Below are 18,995 nucleotides of genomic sequence, written 5' to 3'. Positions count from 1 at the left end.
TTCCTGGCGGGCGGCTCCGCGACCGCGCGGCCCGCCAGGACATCGCGTCAGTCAGACGATTACACTGGGGCGCGTGCCTCAACTACGCCTCGCACTGAATCAGATCGACTCGACCGTCGGCGATCTCGCCGGCAACGCCGAGGCGATCGTCCACTGGACCCGGCACTCCGCCGAACAGGGCGCCCATCTGGTGGCGTTCCCCGAGATGATGCTGACCGGCTACCCCGTCGAGGACCTGGCCCTGCGGTCGTCCTTCGTCGAGGCCTCGCGTCAGGCGCTGCGTGCGCTCGCCGCCCGTCTCGACGCGGAGGGCTTCGGGGAGCTGCCGGTCGTCCTCGGTTACCTCGACCGCTCCGAGACGGCCCAGCCGCGCTACGGGCAGCCCGCCGGCGCCCCGCAGAACGCCGCCGCGGTGCTGCACCGCGGGCAGGTCGCGCTGACCTTCGCCAAGCACCACCTCCCCAATTACGGTGTCTTCGACGAGTTCCGGTACTTCGTGCCGGGCGACTCGATGCCGGTCGTGCGGGTCCACGGCGTCGATGTGGCGCTCGCGATCTGCGAGGACCTCTGGCAGGACGGCGGCCGGGTGCCGGCCGCGCGGGCCGCCGGCGCCGGGCTGCTGCTGTCGATCAACGCCTCGCCGTACGAGCGGGACAAGGACGACACCCGGCTGGAACTGGTGCGCAAGCGGGCCCAGGAGGCCGGCTGCACGACCGCGTATCTGGCGATGATCGGCGGCCAGGACGAGCTGGTTTTCGACGGCGACTCGATCGTCGTCGACCCGAACGGCGAAGTGATCGCCCGCGCCCCGCAGTTCGCCGAGGGCAGCGTCGTCCTCGACCTGGACCTGCCGGCCGCCGCGGCCGAGGCGCCGTCCGGTGTCGTGAACGACGGGCTGCGGATCGACCGCGTGGTGCTCTCCGGGGAGCCCCTCCCGGCGTACGACACGGAGCTGACCGGCGGTTACGCGGAGCGGCTCGACGACGACGAGGAGCTGTACTCGGCGCTGGTCGTGGGCCTGCGTGCGTACGCCGCCAAGAACGGCTTCAGCAGTGTGCTGATCGGGCTCTCCGGCGGGATCGACTCGGCGCTGGTCGCGGCCATCGCCTGCGACGCGCTGGGCGCACAGAACGTGTACGGCATCTCGATGCCGTCGAAGTACTCCTCGGACCACTCCAAGGGCGACGCGGCCGAGCTGGCCCGCCGTACCGGGCTGAACTTCCGCACCGTACCGATCGAGCCGATGTTCGACGCGTACATGGGCTCGCTGGGGCTCACCGGCCTGGCCGAGGAGAACCTCCAGTCCCGGCTGCGCGGCACGATGCTGATGGCCGTCTCCAACCAGGAGGGCCAGATCGTCCTCGCGCCGGGCAACAAGTCCGAGCTGGCGGTCGGCTACTCGACGCTGTACGGCGACTCGGTCGGGGCGTACGGCCCGATCAAGGACGTCTACAAGACGTCGATCTTCCGCCTCGCGAAGTGGCGCAACCGCGCCGCCGAGGAACGCGGGCAGACCCCTCCGATCCCGGAGGCGTCCATCACCAAGCCGCCCAGCGCCGAGCTGCGCCCGGGACAGGTCGACACGGACTCGTTGCCCGACTACGACGTACTGGACCGGATCCTGGCGCTGTACGTCGACCGGGACCAGGGCCTGGAAGAAATCGTCGCGGCCGGGTTCGACAAGGCGCTGGTGACGAAGACGCTGCGGATGGTGGACACGGCGGAGTACAAGCGGCGGCAGTACCCGCCGGGCACCAAGATCTCCCCGAAGGGCTTCGGCAAGGACCGGCGGCTGCCGATCACCAATCGGTGGCGCGAGTCGGGGTGAGCGGGGCGGGGCGGCCGAGCCGTCCGGTGGCCGTTCTGTGCTCGATCGCCGGACGTGCTTGATTTCGAGCCCGTCCGGCGATCGAGCACCAGCGCGCCCGGAGGGTGCGCGGCCCCTCGCGTCAGTGCGCGTCCGCCTCGGCCTCGCTTCGCGCGGTCCGCGCATCCGCGCTCGCGACGATCCGTGACACACCCCGGCGCTCCCGGTCCAGCACGCCCGCCGTGACGGCGACCGCCAGGCCCGCGACCGCGAGGGCCGACCGGGGCCGGCGACGTCCAGCCCCAGCCCGCCGCGATCGCCACGCCGCCCAGCCATGCGCCGCCCGCGTTGGCGAGGTTGAACGCGGAGTGGTTGGAGGCGGACGCCAGGGTCGGGGCGTCCTTGGCCTTGTTCATGACCAGCATCTGGAGCGGCGTGGTCGTCATGAAGCCGACCCCGCCGAGCAGCAAGGGAGCATCGGCTTCGTTGCCGGTCCGGATTAAGTATTCACGCGGAACAAAGTGTGACAGGCGATGTGTACCCGCAGGTAAATGGGCCGTTGCGGCGGAGAGCGGCGCGGGCGTCGGTCACGAGTCGGCCGGGGTGCGCTGCAGGGAGCACCATCGGCCGCCCGCCGGAGGTCCCGGCGCGCGGCACGGTGCGCATCCCCGGGACGACGGGACCGGCTGGATGGTGGAGCGGGCTCCACCCCATGACGGGAACGGGCTCCACCGCACGACGGGAGCGGGCTTCCTTCCAACCCGTCACGGGCGCTCCTAGCGTCGTCGCCATGACCGTCACCACACCGAGGACCTTTCCTCCGCGCACCCGGATCCGCAGCCTGATCGTCTATCTGACCCTTGCCTATTCAGGCATGTGGCTGGCCATGTCCCCCTTGCTGATCAAGGGATTCCGACGCACCGACGGCCGGGCGCAACCGGGCGACCTGGAGAACCTGTGCATAGCGGCGGCCATGATGGCCCCGGCCGTCGCCGCGGTCGTGGCGGTGCGGTGGGTGGAGGGCAACAGCCGGGTGCGCGACGCGCTCGCGCTGCGTCTTCCGAAGCCGTGGCCCCGTGCGGTGGGGTGGCTGCTGACGGCCGTCGCGGTCCCGGCCGGTCTCACCGTCGCGACGCTCGCCATCGGCACGGCGGCGGGTGTCTACCCCTTCGAGGGTGCGAGCTGGAGCGGGGCGACCGCCTGGGCCGGAACGGCGCTCGTACAGATGCTGCTGTCCCTGCCGCTGTTCTTCGGTGAGGAACTGGGCTGGCAAGGCTATCTGCTCCCCCGGCTCGCTCAGGGGAAGGGAACCACGCGTACGTTGCGCGCCTATCTGGGCGCGGGTGCCGCCTTCGCGCTCTGGCACCTGCCGACCCTGCTGATGGGCGGGCAGTACCCCGGTGAGCCGTGGTACGTCGCCGTGCCCGCGATGCTGGTGAGCTGCGGCCTCGCGCTGCCGGTCTTCACCTGGCTGCGGCTGGCCTCAGGGTCGGTGATACCGGCGGTGGTCGGCCATGCCTTCGTCAGCTCGGCCAGTGTCAGCATGGTCAGGGAGTTCGCCGAACCGGACGCCCCGCTGGAGCCGCTGCACATGAGCCTCGCGGGCTGGCCCGGCTGGCTGGCCATGGCCCTCTTGGTTGCCGTCCTCGCCCGCACGGGCAGGCTCGCGCTTCCCGGCGCCCGGACCGACCGGGGGTTGTGAGCTGTTGCCGGTCCGAGCCCGCTGGAACCGGACCGGCCGTCGGTCACAGCTCCACGCGCGCCGCGATCGGAAGGTGGTCGCTGTCCGTCGCCGGGAGCGTCCACGACGACATCGGCTCGACGCCCTTCACCATGATCTGGTCGATCCGTGCCATCGGGAACGACGCCGGCCAGCTGAAGCCGAAGCCGTCGCCGGCCGCGCCCTGGGTGGACCTCATCTGGGAGGTGACCTCGTTGAGCGAGCGGTCGTTCATCGTGCCGTTCAGGTCGCCGAGCAGGATCACCTTGTCCAGCCGTTCGTCGGCGATGGCCTCGCCCAGGGCGTCCGCGCTGTCGTCGCGCTGGTTGGCGGTGAATCCGGCGTGCAGCTTGACCCGTACGGACGGCATATGGGCCACGTAGACGGCGACCTCGCCCTTGGGTGTCGTCACCGTGGAACGCATCGCCCGGGTCCAGCCCATCTTGATGTCGACCGGCCGGGTGTCGCTCATCGGGTACTTGCTCCACAGGCCGACGGTCCCCTGCACCGAGTGGTACGGGAAGCGGTGGGCGAGCGCCGCCTCGTACGCCGACACCTTGCCGCTCGGCAGCTCCTGAAGGGCGATGATGTCGGCGCCGGAGTCCGCGACCTGCCGGGCGGTGCCCGCAGGGTCGGGGTTGTCGGCGTTGACGTTGTGGGTGGCCACGGTGAGATCCCCGCCGCTGCCCGACTTGTCGGAGAGCATCAGCCCGCCGAAGAGATTGAGCCAGACCACGACCGGCAGCAGCAGGGCGATCAGCGCGGTCGCCGAGCGGCGCACCACACCCAGGATCAGCAGCAGCGGGACGAAGACACCGATCCACGGCAGGAACGTCTCGGTGAGGCTGCCCAGGTTGCCGATGGTGTTCGGGATGTCGGCGTGGAAGACCATCACGAGGGTGAGGAGAACCGCACAGACGGCAAGGACGATTCCGCGCCGCCAGATGCCCTTGTCGCGGGTCCATCTGTCGCGCAGGTCCCGGAAACGGGATCCGGACCCGGTGCGCCGCGGCTCCGCACGGTCGTTCCCGGTGTCCGCTCCGTACGCCTGCACCATCGCGCTGTCCTCACTGCCTTGCCGTGCATGTCGCCGCGCCCTCGACCCTAGGCGATGGGCGGCGTGTTTCCTGCCGTCCACGACGGCCGTACTGCCACGAGGACGAATGACGGGGTCCGGCGGGTTCCGGCCAGGAGGGATCTGCGGGGGCTTGTGACAGAACGATCACACACGGGCGGGTCCGGGGGGGCAGCCGTCGGCGGCGGGCCGGGGGGCGAGGCCCTCGGTCAGAACCTGGATGATGCTGTCGGCGAGATCCTCGGGCAGCGGCGCGTCGGGCCGGTGAATGGTGCGTACGAGCATGGGCCCCAGGAACAGGTCGTCCATCAGTTCCACGTCCAGGTCTCCGCGGAGCTCGCCCGCGTCGACCGCCCGCTGCACGGCGGCCAGCATGGCGGCGCGGCGGGGGGCTATGACGGTGCATTGGTATTCGGACCACAGCTTGGGGTGGCTCTTCATCTGCGCGAAGACGTTGTGGAGCAGGACGGAGGAGCGCTGGGCCAGGCCGCGCCTGCGCAGTGACTCCAACAGCAGCCGCAGGTCTTCGAGTCCGGCGGTGCCGGAGACGGTGGGTTCCGGTGGCTCGATGTCTCGCAGGACATCGACGAAGAGCTCCTCCTTGCCGCTCCATCGCCGGTAGATGGTCGCCTTGCCGACCCCGGCGGTCCGGGCTATCCGCTCGATGGACAGGCCGGCGAGGGGCTCACCGGCCTCCAGCAGTTCGACGACGGCGTCCAGGATCGCCCGCTCGGCCGCCGCACTGCGCGGCCGGCCCCTTCGCGGTTCCGGATCCTCCCTGACCGGGCAGCCTTGGCCCTGTACCTGCGCCTCTGCCTGCACGTGAATCCACCTCTCGCCGCAACGTCCGCCGTTCCGATTCTCGCCGACGCCGGCGGTGCCTCTGTGAGCCGCCCCAGGGTTCCGGGGGCCGCCCGGAACCCTGAGCGGCGTTTTCAGCTCTCCGGGGCCGTGGCTGTCACCGGGCCGCCCCGGCACGTACCGACCGTTCGCCCTCGCCGGACTCCTGCCCGGCGGACGTCTTCCCCGGCAGGAACATCGCGACGACGAGAGCGCCCACCAGGGCGATGGTCGCCGAACCGATCGCGGTGACATGCATCGCCTTCAGGAACGCGTCGTTCGCCGCGGCGATCAGCGGGGCGCCCGCCGGGCCCAGCTTGTCCGCGATGCCGAGCGTCGCTTCGATCGACTCCCCCGCGGCCTCCCTGACACCGGCCGGGAGCGCACCGAGGTGCCCCTCGATGTCGCCGCGGTAGACGGTGGAGAGCACCGAGCCGAGCACTGCTATGCCGAGCGCCCCGCCGACCTGCCGGAACGTGTTGTTGACGGCCGATCCGGAACCGGCCTTCTCCCTGGGCAGTGCCTGCATCACCGAGACCGTGACCGGCGTCATCACATGCGCCATGCCCGTGCCCTGGACGAAGAAGAGCACGCACAGCACCCAGACCGGCGTGGTGGCGTCGAACAGTGCGAACGAGGCGAGGCCGAGCGCGACCAGCAGCATGCCGACGGTGCAGACCACGCGGGCGCCGAACCGGTCGACGACCAGCCGGGCCCGCGGCGCGAAGATCATCTGGGCGGCGGCCAGCGGCAGGATCAGCAGACCGGCCTGCAACGCGCTCCAGCCGCGCACGCTCTGCATGTAGAAGGCGGAGAAGAAGGTCACGCCCATCAGCGCGAAGAAGCAGAGCGCTATGGCGGCGACGGCCGCGGAGAACGACGGCTCCTTGAAGTACGAGATGTCGATGGCCGGGTGGCTGGTGCGCTTCTCGTGCCGGACGAACGCGGCCAGGACGACCAGACCGCCGGTGATCGAGAGGAGCACGGTGGGGTCGGCGAAGTCGGCGAGCTGGCCGCCGCGGATGATGCCGTACACCAGCAGGACCAGACCGACGATGGACAGCACGACACCGAGCGGGTCGGTCCGGCCCGGGTTCGGGTCCTTGGAGTCCGGCACCAGCAGCGCCATCGCGATCAGCGCGACGATCACCACGGGCACGTTGACCAGGAAGATCGAGCCCCACCAGAAGTGTTCGAGCAGCAGTCCGCCGGTGATCGGGCCGATGGCGATGGCGAGGCCGACGCTGCCGGCCCAGATGCCGATGGCCTTGGGCTGCTCGTCGCGTTCGAAGACGTTCATCAGGACGGCGAGCGTGGACGGCATGACGAACGCCGCGCCGAAGCCCATCACGGCACGCCAGGTGATCAGCTCTCCGGGCGAGCCGGACATGGCGGCGAAGGCGGAACCGACGCCGAAGAGGAGGATGCCGAAGAGCAGCACCTTCTTGCGGCCGATGCGGTCACCGAGCAGGCCCGCGGTGAAGAGGAGTCCGGCGAAGACGAGCGTGTAGGCGTTGATCGCCCACTCCAGCTCGCTCTGGGTGGCACCGAGGCCGGTGGGTGCGGGGCCGGCGATGGTCTTGACCGCGACGTTCAGGATCGAGTTGTCCAGCACCACGATGAGCAGGCTGAGCATCAGAACGACGAGGATCGCCCAACGGCGGCGGTGGACCGCCTCGGGGACCTGGGGCAGGGCGACGCGAGCGCCCGACGGTATTGACATGCCAGGAGCTTAATATGATTTCGATACGATACCGTCTCGTATTGTAAAGTCTTTGCCGGGTGGTTGCCTCCCGGGGACGGGCCCACTTCCCGTGGACGGCCGCGGGATGCCACCATGGAGCCGGTCCGGGGACGCCGTCAGGGCGCCTCGAGATGACGAAGGAGCCGTTGGCAATGTCGCTTCAGGCTGCGCAGAACAAGTCCGCCGCATCCCCCGCGGGTGCCCCCACCGACAGCAGCAAGGCGCTGTACGGGGGCAAGAGCACCCGCCGTATCTCCATCCATGACATCGCCGCCGCCACCGAGCGCGGTGAGAAGTGGCCCATGCTCACCGCCTACGACGCGATGACCGCGTCCGTCTTCGACGAGGCCGGCATCCCGGTCATGCTCGTCGGCGACTCCATGGGCAACTGTCACCTCGGTTACGAGACCACCGTGCCCGTCACGATGGACGAGATCGCCATCCTTTCCGCCGCTGTCGTACGGGGCACCAAGCGCGCCCTGATCGTCGCCGACCTGCCCTTCGGGGCGTACCAGGAAGGGCCCGTCCAGGCCCTGCGCAACGCAACCCGGCTGATCAAGGAGTCCGGTGTCGGTGCGGTCAAGCTGGAGGGCGGTGAGCGCAGCCACGAGCAGATCCGGCTGCTGGTCGACGCCGGCATCCCGGTCATGGCCCACATCGGCCTGACCCCGCAGTCCGTCAACGCGATGGGATACCGGGTGCAGGGCCGCGGCGAGGAGGCAGCCCAGCAGCTGCTGCGCGACGCCAAGGCCGTGCAGGACGCGGGCGCGTTCGCCGTCGTCCTGGAGCTCGTACCGGCCGAGCTGGCCGCCGAGGTCACCCGCACCCTGCACATCCCGACCGTCGGCATCGGCGCCGGTCCCGACACGGACGCCCAGGTGCTGGTCTACACCGACATGGTCGGGCTGACCGGCGGCAAGGTGCCGCGCTTCACCAAGCAGTACGCGAACCTGCGCAAGGTGCTCGGTGACGCGGCGAAGGAGTTCGCCGAGGAGGTCGTGGGAGGCAGCTTCCCGGCCCCTGAGCACACCTTCCACTAGTTCCACCCGGGCCTGACAGCAGGAAAGGCCCTGGGGCCGATCCTGCGGATCAGGCCCTGGGCAGGACCACTGCCGGCACCACCGACAGCCCGCCGACATCCCCCATCGGCGGGCTGTCGGCCTGTTGTCGGTGGACTGTCGGTGGCGCCTGGTCCCATGGTGGACATGACGCGAATCGACAAGAACCCCAGGAGCGGCCCGAACGCCGTCGAGGTCCGGGGGCTGGTCAAGCACTACGGCTCGACCAAGGCTCTGGACGGCGTGGACCTCGATGTCCGCGAGGGCACCGTGCTCGGTGTGCTCGGTCCCAACGGTGCCGGTAAGACCACGCTCGTACGCTGCCTGTCCACCCTGATCATCCCCGATGCCGGACACGCCACCGTGGCGGGCTACGACGTGGTGAAGCAGCCCCGGCAGCTGCGCCGCACCATCGGTCTGACCGGGCAGTACGCCTCGGTCGACGAGAAGCTCTCCGGCTGGGAGAACCTCTACATGATCGGGCGGCTGCTCGACCTGCCGCGCAAGACCGCCCGGTCCCGGGCCGACGAGCTCCTGGAGCGGTTCTCCCTCACCGACGCGGCCAAGCGCGCCGCGATGGACTACTCCGGCGGCATGCGGCGCCGGCTCGACCTGGCCGCCTCGATGATCGGCAGCCCGGCCGTCCTTTATCTGGACGAGCCGACGACGGGGCTCGACCCCCGGACCCGTAACGAGGTCTGGGACGAGGTGCAGCGGATGGTCGCGGAGGGGGCGACCGTCCTGCTCACCACCCAGTACATGGAAGAGGCCGAGCAGCTCGCCAATGAGCTCACCGTCATCGACAAGGGCAAGATCATCGCCAGTGGCGGGGTGAACGAGCTGAAGGCGAAGGTCGGCGGCCGCACCCTGCAGATCCGGCCCTCGGACCCGGCGCAGCTGCCCGCGATGGCGCACGCGCTCAGGGAGGCCGGACTCGACGGGGTCGCGGGCGCGCAGGCCGTCCCGGACGAGGGGCTGCTGTACGTACCGATCCTCAGCGATGAGCAGCTGACGGCCGTCATCGGCCTGCTCGGCACCCGGGGCTTCTCGCTGGCGCACGTCGCCACCGCCCTGCCCAGCCTGGACGAGGTCTTCCTGGCCATCACCGGCGAGAAGAGCTCCTCCGTCACCGACACGATCCCCGAGGAGGTCGCGGCATGAGCACGACGACTCTGACGCCCACCCCCACCGCGCCCGCAGCGGTGAAGGCGCTCCACGACGAGGGCCGGATCGGGCTGCGCGGCAATCTGCGGCACATCGGGGCGCTGGCGCGGCGCAATCTGCTCCAGATCAAGAAGGATCCGGAGTCGATGTTCGACGTACTCCTGATGCCGGTCATCTTCATCCTGCTGTTCGTGTACGTGTTCGGCGGTTCGGTCGGCGGCAGCATGGGCGGCGGCCGACAGGAGTATCTGAACTATCTGGTCCCCGGGCTGATGGCGATGATGGGCATGAACATCGCCATGGCGGTCGGCACCGGCGTCAACGACGACTTCCGCAAGGGCGTCATGGACCGGTTCCGGACGATGCCGATCGCCCGCTCCTCGGTCCTCATCGCCAAGATCGTGGTCGAGCTCGGCCGGATGATGGTCGCCACCCTGATCCTGCTGGGTATGGGGTTCGCGCTCGGTATGGAGCTGCAGACCTCGGTTCTCGGGCTGATCGGGGCGGTCGCGCTGTCGGCGGTGTTCGGTGCCGCCATCATGTGGATCTTCATCCTGCTCGGGCTGGCCATGAAGACGGCCCAGGCGGTTCAGGGAATGGGGATGCTCGTGCTGATGCCGCTCCAGTTCGGCTCCTCGATCTTCGCCCCGACCAAGACGATGCCCGGCTGGCTCCAGACGTTCACCGATTACAACCCGCTGTCCAATCTGGCGGACGCCGCGCGCGGACTGATGATGGGCGGACCGATCGCCCACTCGGTGTGGGTGACGCTCGGCTGGGCTGCGGTGATCACCGCGGTGATGGCGCCGCTCGCCGTCGCCAAGTTCCGCAAGAAGTCCTGACCGGCGATCCGGCCGGGGTCCGGCCGGTCTCAGTCCCGGTACGCGTCGACGAGGGCGGCGGCCTCCTCCAGGGAGAGGCCGCCGCCCTCGGCGTACGCGGCGTCGTAGGCGGCCCGGCCGAGGACGGCGATGGCCAGTTCCTCCGTCTGGGCACACTCGTGCCGCTCCGTGGACGTCGGCACATGGCTTTCGGGCAGCAGCCCCTGGCCGGCCCCCAGCAGCCGGGCCGCGAGTGCGGCCCGTCGCTCGCCGCCGATTCCGGCGAGCGCCCGCGCGAGGGTGACGAGATGGATGACGGACATGTGCGGCGCCACCATCTGCGACAGCGGGTCGCGGGACCGCGCCAGTGCCTCCAGGCCCCGGGGCAGGGCTTCGGCGTACAGCCCGTCCTGGTTGTCCAGCCAGGCCAGCGCGCCCTGCGCGAACCCTTCGAAGATCGCCACCGTCTCGGAACGGAACTCCTCGCGAAGCACCGTCAGTTGCTCACGTGCCTCGCCCGTACGGCCGCTGCGGCCCAGCCACATGGCGAGATAGAGCCGGGCGGCGGGCATCGCCTCGTGTCCCGCCTGACGCCCCCCGGCGAGCACCTCCCGCAGGATCGCCTCGCCCTCGTCACCGCGGTCCAGTTCGGTGAGCACGGACCCGTATCTGGCGCGCAGGACCGACACCTGGGACTGGGCGCCCAGCTTCTCCGCGTAGCCGATGGCGGCCCGGAAGTCCTCGGCCGCGCGGGTGTAATCACCCCGCTTCTCGTTGGCCTCGCCCCGGGAGGAGAGCGATTCGGCGACGCCCCAGTCGTCGCCGAGCCGGTTGAAGATCTCCAGACTCTCGTCGGCGTCCGCTTGTGCGTCGCCCGCCCACTCGGACCGGTTGGCCAGCACATTGGCCCGCATCTGGAGAGCCGCGGCCAGCTCCCACTCGTAGCCGAACTCCCGGCTGGCACGGACCGTTTCGTCCAGCAGGTCGCGCAGGTCGCGTATTTCCCCGGTGAGCAGGACCGCGAAGAACCAGAGCGATGCCGGAGTACGGCAGGTCTGCGGCTGGCCCGGCCGGTAGGTGCCCGCGATGACGCGCAGCCGGGCCATGCTCTTCTCGTCGGTCCACTCGTCCTTGGCGTGGTCCATGCTGACCAGCTGGATCAGGGCGACCTGACGCCGGGCCTCCTGGAGCAGCTCGGGCCGCATGGGCGGCGGAGCGTCGGTGCAGCGTTCGTGGAGGGAGGGTGCGGGCTCGACGGGCGGAGCGAAGGGGTCGGGGCCCAGCGCGGCGGCCGCGTCGGCCCAGTGCAAGGCGTCGGCGCGCAGATCGCGCATCTGCCAGTACCAGGACAGCGAGAGCACCATGCACAGTGCCTCCTGCTCGTCGCGGGCGGCGACGGCGCGGCGCAGGGCGGTGCGGACGTTCTCGTACTCGCGCTGGAGGAGTTCGATGACGGACCGCTGTCCGGCACCGCGGAGTCCGGGCTCCGCAGCACGGGCCAGCTCCCGGAAGTACACCAGGTGGTGCCGTTCCACGGTGTCCCGCTCCCCGGCACCGTCGAGCCGTTCGGCGGCGTACTCCGCGACGGTCTCCAGGAGCCGGTAGCGCATCTCGCCGTCGTCGGCGGGTGCGGCGACGACGAGGGACTTGTCGACGAGCGAGCCGAGCAGCCCGGCGACCTCGCGCGCACCCTGCGGCCCGTCCGCGCAGACGGCCTCGGCCGCGGCCAGGGTGCAGCCACCCGCGAAGACCGACAGCCGACGCAGGACGGCACATTCGGCGGCGTCGAGGAGGTCCCAGGACCAGTCGACGACGGCGCGCAGGGTCTGCTGTCGGGGCAGTACGGTACGGGCCCCGCTGGTGAGCAGGCGGAACCGGTCGTCGAGCCGGTCGGCGATCTGACGCGGAGTGAGCATCCGCAGCCGGGCCGCGGCGAGTTCGATGGCGAGCGGCAGTCCGTCGAGGCGGCGGCAGATCTCGGCGGCGGCCGCCGCGGTCTCCTCGTCCGCGTCGATCCGGAAGCCGGGCTTCGCTGCGGCGCCGCGGTCGGCGAGCAGCCGCAGCGCCATCGGGTCGGGCAGCGGGTCGACGGGGCGGACGAACTCGCCCGGCACCCCGAGGGGTTCACGGCTGGTCGCGAGCACGGTGACGCCCGGGCAGCGGGCGAGCAGATGGTCGGCGAGGGCGGCGGCGGCCCCGACGAGGTGCTCGCAGTTGTCCAGGAGCAGCAGCATGCGGCGCCCGGAGCAGTGCTCGGTGAGGCGCACGAGAGGGTCGCCGACGTTGCCTTCGGCGACCCGGAATTCCTCGGCACCCGCCCCGCGCAGCACGGTCTCGCGGGCGCCGAGCGCGGTCAGCACGGCTTCCGGTACGGCCTCGGGGTCGTCGACGGGGGCGAGTTCGGCCAGCCAGACGCCGTCCGGCCAGGCGGGCCCGACGGATTCGGCGGCCTCCTGGGAGAGCCGGGTCTTGCCCGCGCCACCGGGGCCCAGGAGGGTGACGAGCCGGGCGTGCGAGAGGTCCTCGCGCAGGGCCTCCATGTCGTCCTCGCGCCCGACGAAGCTGGTGAGCCTGGCCCGGAGGTTTCCCTGCGGGACGGTGGAGGTTCGGGTACGGGAGCGCCGGTGCGGCTCGGCCGCCACTGCCGCCGCGACCGGTTGCGCCGGGTCCTGACGGAGCAACTCCGCGTGCAGGGCGCGCAGTTCGGCTCCAGGGTCGGCGCCCAGGCGGTCGGCGAGCACGGTGCGCACCTCGTCGTACGCGGCCAGCGCCTGTGCCGTGCGCCCGGCATCGCGCAGGGCCCGCAGCCGCAGCGCCTGGAGGGGTTCGTCGATCGGGTGCTCGGCGCAGAGCGCGACCAGTTCGGGCAGGGCCTCGTCCGCGCGGCCGAGCGCGAGGGCCGCGGCGAGCCTGCTGCGGCGGGCGTCCAGACGCCGGGCCGCCCAGCGGGCCGCGACGGCGCCGCGGTCGGGCAGATCGGCCAGGGCAGGTCCGCGCCACAGGGCGAGCGCGTCGTCCAGCACGGCCTGGGCCTTCGCCGCGTCGCCCTCCTCCAGTGCCCGCGCCCCCTCCCCCGCGAGCCGCTCGAAGCGGTACAGGTCGACCGCGTCCGGCTCGGCGGCGAGCCGGTAGCCGCTCTCCGCGGAGGTGATCGCGGCATGGCCGAGGGCCCGCCGGAGCCGGCCGACGAGCGCCTGCAGGGCGCCCACCGCGTCGGCCGGCGGGTCGCCGTCCCATACCTCGTCGACGAGCACGGCGGCCGGAACGGTGCGGCCGGGACGCAGAGCGAGGACGGAGAGCAGGGCGCGCAGCCTCGCCCCACCGATGGCGACGGCCGTGCCGTCGTCGCGGAGTGCCTGGGTCGTCCCGAGGATGCAGTAGCGCACGCGCCTATTCTCCGTGACCGGGATCGGGAAGTGGACACCCGTACGACCGTGCCCGTGTTCGCTGTGTGCCGGGATCGTTCGTCATGCTCCCACCCTTCACGGAACCACCGCCCCGACGCGAGACGTTTGTGACGTGTCGCCTGTACGGTCGCTCTCGCCGACCGCCGCCCGTCCCCCCTTCCGGCCAGCCACCAGGAGTTTGCCGATGACCATCGCAGCAGCCCGCAGCGACCGGCGGATCAGCCCGGTCTTCCTCGGGATCGTCGCCGTGATGGCGGTATCGGGCTGGGCGGTGTGGACGGACTTCGCGCAGCGGCCCGGCATCCCGCTCTTCCTCTTCGTGACGGCGGCCTGGGTGGTGTCGCTCTGTCTGCATGAGTACGCGCATGCCCGTACCGCGCTCCACAGCGGGGACATCTCCATCGGGTCGAAGGGCTATCTGACCCTGAATCCGCTGAAGTACACCCATGCGCTGCTGAGCATCGTGCTGCCGGTGCTGTTCGTGATCATGGGCGGTATCGGTCTGCCCGGTGGTGCGGTCTTCATCGAGCGGGGCCGGATCAGCGGGCGCTGGAAGCACAGCCTCATCTCGGCGGCCGGTCCGCTGACGAATGTGCTGTTCGCGTTTGTCTGCACGGCGCCGTTCTGGCTGCACGCGCTGGACGGCGTCCCGGTCGTCTTCCAGTACGCGCTGGGCTTCCTGGCACTGCTCCAGGTCACCGCGGCGATCCTCAACCTCGTCCCGGTCCCGGGGCTGGACGGTTACGGAGTGATCGAGCCCTGGCTCTCGTACCGGATCCGCCGGCAGGTCGAGCCGTTCGCCCCGTTCGGGCTGATCGCGGTCTTCGGCATCCTGTGGATCCCCGAGGTCAACCACGCGTTCTTCGACGCGATCCACGCCCTGCTGCGGGCACTGGGCATCAGTGAGTTCACGACGTACTGCGGTTTCGACGCCTACCGCTTCTGGCAAACGGCCGATCCGGTCTGCGCGCTCAACCTCTAACCGGCGGTCTGCGCACGCTGCCGGCGCAGGTAGAACCACGCCATGTTGGACGAGAGCCCGGCCAGCAGCACCCAGACGATCCCGAGCCAGCTGCCCTGGACGAACGAGATCACGGCCGCGACGACGGCCAGGACGCAGACGGCGGTGGCGTAGAGAGCGAGGCGGGGCATGGGGGGCGGCTCCTGTCCGGGGTGATGCACGGTCCCGTCCAGTGTCCCCCATGCCCCTTTCTGCTCGCCGCAGGGTACGCCGGGAACGTGTCCGGCTCAGACGTCGGTGGTACGCAGACCCGCATGCGCCTTGTAGCGGCGGTTGACCGAGATCAGGTTGGCGACCAGCGACTCGACCTGGTGGGCGTTGCGCAGCCGCCCGGCGAAGATGCCGCGCATGCCGGGAATCCTGCCTGCCAGCGCCTGTACCAGGTCGGTGTCGGCGCGGGCCTCGCCCAGCACCAGCACATCGGTGTCGATCTCCTCGATCGCCTCGTCCTGAAGAAGCACCGCCGAGAGGTGGTGGAAGGCGGCGGTGACCCGGGACCCCGGCAGCAGGGCGGCGGCCTGCTCGGCGGCGCTGCCCTCCTCGGGCTTCAGGGCGTAGGCGCCCTTCTTGTCGAAGCCGAGGGGGTTGACGCAGTCGATGACGAGCTTGCCCGCGAGCTCGTCGCGCAGCGTCTCCAGGGTCTTGGCGTGGCCGTCCCACGGCACGGCGACGATCACGACATCGCTGCGCCGGGCGCACTCGGCGTTGTCCGCGCCCTCGACGCCCTGGCCCAGCTCGTCGGCAGCGGTCTGTGCGCGCTCGGCGGCACGGGAGCCGATGATCACTTTCTGCCCGGCGCGGGCGAACCGGTAGGCGAGCCCGCGGCCCTGCGGTCCGGTGCCGCCGAGCACGCCGACGGTCAGCCCGGACACATCGGGGAGGTCCCAGGGGTCCTTGGCGGGGGGCTTGGGTGCGCTGCCACTGTCATTCGTAGTCATGGCTTCGACACTACTGCCCGCGTTGGAGGCGAACGCTCCGTCGTCGGCCGCGCGATCCGGATCGCTCCGCATGGCCCGTTCGGATGGTTCCGCCGTCGTTCGCCCGTGGCGGGGCCAGGCCCTGGGGCATGATGCCGGGCCATGGATGCCGTACGCGTCGCCCTGCTGCGTGAAGTGCTCGCCGGGACCGAGTGGCCCGCGGCGGCCCGGCGGTTCGCCGGGGCGCTCAGGTCGTCCGTCGTCCCGCACCGCGGCGGGCTGCTGCTGGTGGGGACTGCGGTGTACGAGCCGTGGCATCTGGCGGCCCATCTGGTCGACGAGTCGACCTGGTCCGGGCTGCCCGAGCTGACACCCACCCTGGTACGCCACCGGGTGGAGCCGGGCGATCCGGCGCATCTGGCCGTCGGCCTGTGCAGGATCGAGGCGGCCGGACGGGGCGAGACGCTGCTCCTGGTGGCCCCGGAGCGGCCCGGTGCCGGGCTGCTGGAGCGGGTGCACGACGCCCGCCGGGCCGGGGCGACGGTGCTCTCTCTGGACGACGGCGACCCGGAGGTGCGGGGGCTCGCCCACGAGACGCTCGCGGTGACCGGCAGCGACGATGTCGATCTGGACACCGTGCAGCATCTGGTGAGCGCGGCGGCCGGGGAGAACAGCGCCCCCGCACCGCGCGGCCGCCGCTTCCGGGACCGGCTGTCCCGGCTCGCCGACCAGCTGACGGCGCCACCACCGGCCCGGTGGTGAGAGTCCGGGATCGCGCGGCGGGACCGGCCGGTCACCCCGGCCGCCGCCAAAATCTGTTGCAGAGGGCACCTACGGCGCCGGACCATGAGCCCTCGTGACCTCAGTTCCCTCCCCGGCCGCCCGGCTCTTTGCTCTGCTGCCCGATCTCTCGCCCCTGCGCTCCTCGGCCGACTTCCGGCTGCTGTGGATCCAGGGCCTGGTGACCTACTTCGGCAGCTTCATGGCGCTGATCGCGCTGCCGCTCCAGATCAAGGAGCTGACGGGTTCGCCGCTGGCCGTCGGTGCGATGGGGGCGGTCGAGCTGGTGCCGCTGGTCGTCTTCGGTCTGTACGGCGGAGCGCTCGCGGACTCCGCGGATCGCCGCAAGGTGATCCTGGGCACCGAGGCGGGGCTGGGGCTGCTCGCCCTCGTACTCCTGGTGAACGCCGCGCTGCCCGACCCGATGCTCTGGCCGCTCTATCTGGTCGCGGGCGGGGTCTCCGCGCTCGCCGGGCTCCAGCGGCCCGCGCTGGATTCACTGATGGCCCGGATCGTGCCGCACGACCAGCTGACCGCGGCCGCCGCACTGAACTCGCTGCGCTGGCAGTTCGGCGCGATCACCGGCCCGGCGGTGGCAGGACTGGTGGTGGCCTACGCCGGGCACGCCACGGCATACACGGTCACGGTGGTCACGTTCACCGTCTCCGTGGTCCTGTGTCTGCGGCTGGCGCCCGCGCCGCCCGCCCCGGACAGCCGGAAGCCGTCGCTGCGCGGCATTGCCGAGGGGGCGAGGTATGCCTGGAGCCGCCCGGTGCTGCTGGGGACGTACGCGGTCGATCTGGCGGCGATGTTCTTCGCCTTCCCGAACACGATCTTCCCGTTCCTCGCGGACGAGCTGGATGCCGATTGGTCGCTGGGCCTGATGTACGCGGCGGGGTCGGTCGGCTCGCTGGTCCTGGGCCTGACCAGTGGCTGGACGTCACGGGTACGGCGGCACGGGCTGTTCGTCGTGTTCGGGGCGGCGGCCTGGGGGCTGGCGATCGCGGCGGCCGGATGGTTCAGCAATGTGTGGCTGGTGCTGGTCTGCCTGGCGGTGGCGGGCGCGGGGGACATGCTCAGCGGTCTGGGCCGCTCCACGATCTGGAACCAGACCATCCCGGAGGAGCTGCGGGGCCGGCTGGCAGGCATCGAGGTGCTCTCGTACAGCGTCGGCCCGCAGCTGGGCCAGGTGCGGGCCGGCGCGATGGCGGGCTGGACGGGGACCCGCTCCGCGATCTGGAGCGGGGGTGCGGCGTGCGTCGCCTCGGTCGCGCTGCTCACCGCAGCGCTGCCGAAGCTGCTGACGTACGACTCCGGGACGGACGAGGACGCGGTACGCAGGCGCGCGGCCAGAGAGTCCAGCCCCGCCGGCGTCTGAGGAGCGGGGGCCCGGGGGCGGAGCCCCCGGACGGAGCCCCCGCTCACGCCTCCGGGTCGGGCGGAGTGGCCCGGTCGTGCCACTTGGGATCCGTCTCCCACTCAAGATTCCGCTCCTGCGCCGTCTGCATCGCGTGTTCCGCCTCCTCGCGGGAGGCATACGGCCCGAAACGGTCCTTGGCCGGGCACTCGGGGCCCTCCTCGACCTTCTGATGCTGCAGGCAGTAGTACCACTCGCCCGGCTTGCCGACCGTGCGCTTCTTGAACAGGGCCATCATCGGCTCCTTCCCTCGGGGCCATGCTGCCCCAAGCACGCTGGTTAGACTCGCTGACATGTCTGGCCAGTCGCTGCTCGTACCCGGGGAGATCACTCCCATCCGTTCCGTACCCGGAAACATCCGGCGCCCCGAATACGTGGGCAAGCCGGCCCCTACCCCGTACACCGGACCGGAGATCCAGGACGCCGACACCATCGAGCGCATGCGCATCGCGGGGCGGATCGCCGCGCAGGCGATGGCGGAGGCCGCGAAGCACATCGCCCCGGGCGTCACTACGGACGAACTCGACCGGGTCGCCCATGAGTTCATGTGCGATCACGGCGCCTATCCGTCGACGCTCGGCTACCGCGGATTTCCCAAGTCGCTCTGTTCCTCGCTCAACGAGGTGATCTGCCACGGCATCCCGGACTCCACGGTGCTGCGCGACGGCGACATCGTGAACCTCGACGTCACGGCGTACATCAACGGGGTGCACGGCGACAACAACGCCACGTACCTCTGCGGCGACGTGGACGAGGAGTCGCGGCTGCTCGTGGAGCGCACCGAGGAGTCGCTGAACCGGGCCATCAAAGCGGTCCGGCCGGGCCGGCAGGTCAATGTGATCGGACGGGTCATCGAGTCGTACGCGAAGCGCTTCGGGTACGGGGTGGTGCGGGACTTCACCGGGCACGGGATCAATTCCTCGTTCCACTCCGGTCTGATCATTCCGCACTACGACAGCCCGCACGCGACCACCGTGATGCAGCCCGGGATGACATTCACCATCGAGCCGATGCTGACGCTGGGCAGCCGTGACTACGACATGTGGGACGACGGCTGGACCGTGGTGACGAAGGACCGCAAGCGCACCGCTCAGTTCGAGCACACGCTGGTGGTGACGGAGACGGGCGCCGAGATCCTGACGCTCCCGTAAACACGCAGACAGCTCCCTTTCGAAAGCGGCCGCCCCCGGGCGGCCGCTTTCGCGTGCTCCCCCGCTGCTCCCG

At 70.9% G+C, this 18,995-nt stretch carries 16 protein-coding genes and 1 pseudogene; 9 read left to right on the top strand and 8 right to left on the bottom strand.

The window, feature by feature from the left end:
- The first annotated feature begins 73 nt into the window (after positions 1-73).
- Positions 74-1,828, top strand: coding sequence for an NAD+ synthase (locus tag OG609_RS29335; RefSeq protein ID WP_327275584.1), 1,755 nt, complete (start codon positions 74-76; stop codon positions 1,826-1,828).
- Positions 1,829-1,949: 121 nt separating this feature from the next.
- Here the strand turns inward: OG609_RS29335 and OG609_RS29330 are convergent.
- Positions 1,950-2,277, bottom strand: a pseudogene (locus OG609_RS29330) (MFS transporter); the annotation flags it as partial.
- A gap of 320 nt (positions 2,278-2,597) precedes the next feature.
- Between OG609_RS29330 and OG609_RS29325 the strand changes: the two are divergent.
- The gene (locus OG609_RS29325) at positions 2,598-3,509 is read left to right on the top strand and encodes a CPBP family intramembrane glutamic endopeptidase (RefSeq protein ID WP_327275583.1); all 912 of its coding nucleotides are present in this window, start codon (positions 2,598-2,600) and stop codon (positions 3,507-3,509) included.
- A gap of 43 nt (positions 3,510-3,552) precedes the next feature.
- Here the strand turns inward: OG609_RS29325 and OG609_RS29320 are convergent, their stop codons facing one another.
- The 3 genes from OG609_RS29320 to OG609_RS29310 form a co-directional block, all read right to left on the bottom strand.
- Positions 3,553-4,584: an endonuclease/exonuclease/phosphatase family protein gene (locus tag OG609_RS29320; RefSeq protein ID WP_327275582.1), complete on the bottom strand. Its 1,032-nt coding sequence runs from the start codon at positions 4,582-4,584 to the stop codon at positions 3,553-3,555.
- Between the two features lie 165 nt (positions 4,585-4,749).
- On the bottom strand, positions 4,750-5,430 hold the full coding sequence (locus OG609_RS29315) for a TetR/AcrR family transcriptional regulator (protein WP_385652518.1): 681 nt from the start codon (positions 5,428-5,430) through the stop codon (positions 4,750-4,752).
- Between the two features lie 130 nt (positions 5,431-5,560).
- Positions 5,561-7,165 carry a DHA2 family efflux MFS transporter permease subunit gene (locus OG609_RS29310; RefSeq protein WP_327275580.1) on the bottom strand — a complete coding sequence of 535 codons (1,605 nt, stop codon included), beginning with the start codon at positions 7,163-7,165 and terminating at the stop codon, positions 5,561-5,563.
- A gap of 173 nt (positions 7,166-7,338) precedes the next feature.
- Here OG609_RS29310 and panB point away from each other — a divergent pair, with 173 nt between their 5' ends.
- The 3 genes from panB to OG609_RS29295 all read left to right on the top strand — a co-directional run bounded on the left by panB (position 7,339) and on the right by OG609_RS29295 (position 10,250).
- A complete protein-coding gene (gene panB / locus OG609_RS29305; RefSeq protein ID WP_327275579.1) occupies positions 7,339-8,226 on the top strand; it encodes a 3-methyl-2-oxobutanoate hydroxymethyltransferase in 888 nt (295 codons plus the stop codon).
- A 156-nt stretch (positions 8,227-8,382) separates the two neighbouring features.
- Positions 8,383-9,405, top strand: coding sequence for an ATP-binding cassette domain-containing protein (locus OG609_RS29300; protein ID WP_327275578.1), 1,023 nt, complete (start codon positions 8,383-8,385; stop codon positions 9,403-9,405).
- Entirely contained in the window at positions 9,402-10,250 is an 849-nt protein-coding gene (locus OG609_RS29295; RefSeq protein ID WP_327275577.1) for an ABC transporter permease, read from the top strand. The genes OG609_RS29300 and OG609_RS29295 overlap by 4 nt, the downstream gene beginning before the upstream one ends.
- A gap of 29 nt (positions 10,251-10,279) precedes the next feature.
- Here the strand turns inward: OG609_RS29295 and OG609_RS29290 are convergent, their stop codons facing one another.
- A complete protein-coding gene (locus OG609_RS29290) occupies positions 10,280-13,615 on the bottom strand; it encodes a BTAD domain-containing putative transcriptional regulator (protein WP_327275576.1) in 3,336 nt (1,111 codons plus the stop codon).
- A 205-nt stretch (positions 13,616-13,820) separates the two neighbouring features.
- Between OG609_RS29290 and OG609_RS29285 the strand changes: the two genes are divergently transcribed.
- On the top strand, positions 13,821-14,618 hold the full coding sequence (locus tag OG609_RS29285) for a site-2 protease family protein (RefSeq protein WP_327275575.1): 798 nt from the start codon (positions 13,821-13,823) through the stop codon (positions 14,616-14,618).
- Here the strand turns inward: OG609_RS29285 and OG609_RS29280 are convergent.
- Positions 14,615-14,788: a hypothetical protein gene (locus OG609_RS29280; protein WP_327275574.1), complete on the bottom strand. Its 174-nt coding sequence runs from the start codon at positions 14,786-14,788 to the stop codon at positions 14,615-14,617. The two genes, OG609_RS29285 and OG609_RS29280, sit on opposite strands and share 4 nt — an antisense overlap.
- 96 nt (positions 14,789-14,884) lie before the next feature.
- A complete protein-coding gene (gene npdG, locus OG609_RS29275) occupies positions 14,885-15,595 on the bottom strand; it encodes an NADPH-dependent F420 reductase (protein ID WP_327275573.1) in 711 nt (236 codons plus the stop codon).
- Positions 15,596-15,736: 141 nt separating this feature from the next.
- On the opposite strand from npdG, the gene OG609_RS29270 reads away from it, so the two are divergent.
- Entirely contained in the window at positions 15,737-16,336 is a 600-nt protein-coding gene (locus OG609_RS29270; protein ID WP_327275572.1) for a hypothetical protein, read from the top strand.
- A 94-nt stretch (positions 16,337-16,430) separates the two neighbouring features.
- Entirely contained in the window at positions 16,431-17,732 is a 1,302-nt protein-coding gene (locus OG609_RS29265; protein ID WP_327275571.1) for an MFS transporter, read from the top strand.
- A gap of 43 nt (positions 17,733-17,775) precedes the next feature.
- On the opposite strand, the gene OG609_RS29260 is transcribed toward OG609_RS29265, so the two are convergent.
- On the bottom strand, positions 17,776-18,006 hold the full coding sequence (locus tag OG609_RS29260) for a hypothetical protein (RefSeq protein WP_176740283.1): 231 nt from the start codon (positions 18,004-18,006) through the stop codon (positions 17,776-17,778).
- Positions 18,007-18,064: 58 nt separating this feature from the next.
- On the opposite strand from OG609_RS29260, the gene map reads away from it, so the two are divergent.
- Positions 18,065-18,922: a type I methionyl aminopeptidase gene (gene map / locus OG609_RS29255; protein ID WP_327275570.1), complete on the top strand. Its 858-nt coding sequence runs from the start codon at positions 18,065-18,067 to the stop codon at positions 18,920-18,922.
- Positions 18,923-18,995: the final 73 nt, after the last annotated feature.

The sequence above is a fragment of the Streptomyces sp. NBC_01224 genome (assembly GCF_036002945.1).
Classification (GTDB): Bacteria; Actinomycetota; Actinomycetes; order Streptomycetales; family Streptomycetaceae; genus Streptomyces.
Note: the sequence above shows the minus strand (reverse complement) of the source record. Positions and strands in the feature narration are given on the sequence as shown.

What these genes read in the sequence shown, in the direction of transcription:
- OG609_RS29325 (WP_327275583.1), top strand. Translation starts at nt 2,598, where the DNA reads ATGACCGTCACCACACCGAGGACCTTTCCTCCGCGCACCCGGATCCGC.
- OG609_RS29320 (WP_327275582.1), bottom strand. Translation starts at nt 4,584, where the DNA reads ATGGTGCAGGCGTACGGAGCGGACACCGGGAACGACCGTGCGGAGCCG.
- OG609_RS29310 (WP_327275580.1), bottom strand. Translation starts at nt 7,165, where the DNA reads ATGTCAATACCGTCGGGCGCTCGCGTCGCCCTGCCCCAGGTCCCCGAG.
- panB (WP_327275579.1), top strand. Translation starts at nt 7,339, where the DNA reads ATGTCGCTTCAGGCTGCGCAGAACAAGTCCGCCGCATCCCCCGCGGGT.
- OG609_RS29300 (WP_327275578.1), top strand. Translation starts at nt 8,383, where the DNA reads ATGGTGGACATGACGCGAATCGACAAGAACCCCAGGAGCGGCCCGAAC.
- OG609_RS29295 (WP_327275577.1), top strand. Translation starts at nt 9,402, where the DNA reads ATGAGCACGACGACTCTGACGCCCACCCCCACCGCGCCCGCAGCGGTG.
- OG609_RS29285 (WP_327275575.1), top strand. Translation starts at nt 13,821, where the DNA reads ATGACCATCGCAGCAGCCCGCAGCGACCGGCGGATCAGCCCGGTCTTC.
- OG609_RS29280 (WP_327275574.1), bottom strand. Translation starts at nt 14,788, where the DNA reads ATGCCCCGCCTCGCTCTCTACGCCACCGCCGTCTGCGTCCTGGCCGTC.
- npdG (WP_327275573.1), bottom strand. Translation starts at nt 15,595, where the DNA reads ATGACTACGAATGACAGTGGCAGCGCACCCAAGCCCCCCGCCAAGGAC.
- OG609_RS29270 (WP_327275572.1), top strand. Translation starts at nt 15,737, where the DNA reads ATGGATGCCGTACGCGTCGCCCTGCTGCGTGAAGTGCTCGCCGGGACC.
- OG609_RS29260 (WP_176740283.1), bottom strand. Translation starts at nt 18,006, where the DNA reads ATGGCCCTGTTCAAGAAGCGCACGGTCGGCAAGCCGGGCGAGTGGTAC.
- map (WP_327275570.1), top strand. Translation starts at nt 18,065, where the DNA reads ATGTCTGGCCAGTCGCTGCTCGTACCCGGGGAGATCACTCCCATCCGT.